This window comes from Rickettsia endosymbiont of Ixodes scapularis, assembly GCF_000160735.1.
Lineage (GTDB): Bacteria > Pseudomonadota > Alphaproteobacteria > Rickettsiales > Rickettsiaceae > Rickettsia > Rickettsia tamurae.
Genome location: NZ_CM000770.1, coordinates 438,929 through 440,137 on the forward strand (window position 1 = coordinate 438,929; position 1,209 = coordinate 440,137).

Here is a 1,209-nt window from a genome sequence, read left to right on the forward strand (position 1 = left end):
GGTCCTAAAAGTCGACTGAACAGAAGTGAGGTAATAACAATCTATAATAGGCTACTGGCAGTCATCTTATGATTGTTTTAAGAATTTTTATCTGAAGCAAATATGAATTCATCATCAAAGAGATTTTCAATTAGTAAGCTATAGTCAATTTATAAAAATAATAGGTCCACATTTACCACTATTAGTACTAATATTCAATTCTATTTTGGATCAGTGTGACGGACTCTCTTTTGTAGATTCAAGTAGTATAGAGGTATGTAAGAGATACCGTATTTCAATGAATAAAGTGTTCGCCGGCATAGCAGCAAGCAGTAAGACAACAAAAGGTTGGTTCTATGGACTTAAACTACATCTAATAATTAATAGAGCCGGTGGTATAGTTAAAGCATCTTTTAGCCCTGGCAATAAGGATGATAGAAAACAGCTGGAACTGATAATCAAAAATCTTTTTGGTAAAGTATTCGGAGATCGTGGTTATATTTCGCAACAATTATTTCTACAACTTTTAGAGCAAGGAATTTTTATGGTATAGCTTAAGCAGGTAAGGTAGTTACTTTTTGTAATACGTGATAAACAGCATCAAAAAAATATGTAAAGTTACTAGTATCTTTTCTAATTTGATGTTTAATTTTAAACCAATAATGTTCTATAGGATTAAGATCAGGACTGTAAGTAGGAAGGAATAAAATACTTGCCCCTACCGATTCAATTAATTCTTTTACCTTAGAGTTTTTATGAAAATTAATATTATCCATTACTACGACTTGTCCTGCCCTTAATTCTTTAATGAGTATATCCTTGACATACGTCTCAAAAATAGCTTTATTACAATTGCCTTCAAATATTAGAGGTGCTACAATATTGCTATTAAATAGGCCAGCAATCATACTAATTCTGTGTTTGTGCTGATAAACTTTTTTCACCATAACATCTTTCTCCTTTTGGGCTCCAGCCATGTTCTCGACACGCATTATCTTCTATTCCTGATTCATCCAAAAACACTAGTTTATCTTTGTCTATGGTGGTTATCTTTTCTATAAACTCATTTTCTTAATTTATGATTTCTTTTGGGATGAAGAAAAGTTTTTTTATAGCTGTAACCAACTTTTCTAATCATGTTTATTATAGTTCTTGCTGACACTTTACTAGGATACAAGATGGCTAGCTCTCGACTGCTTTTATCTTTATTAGATTCCAAAAATTTTTTAA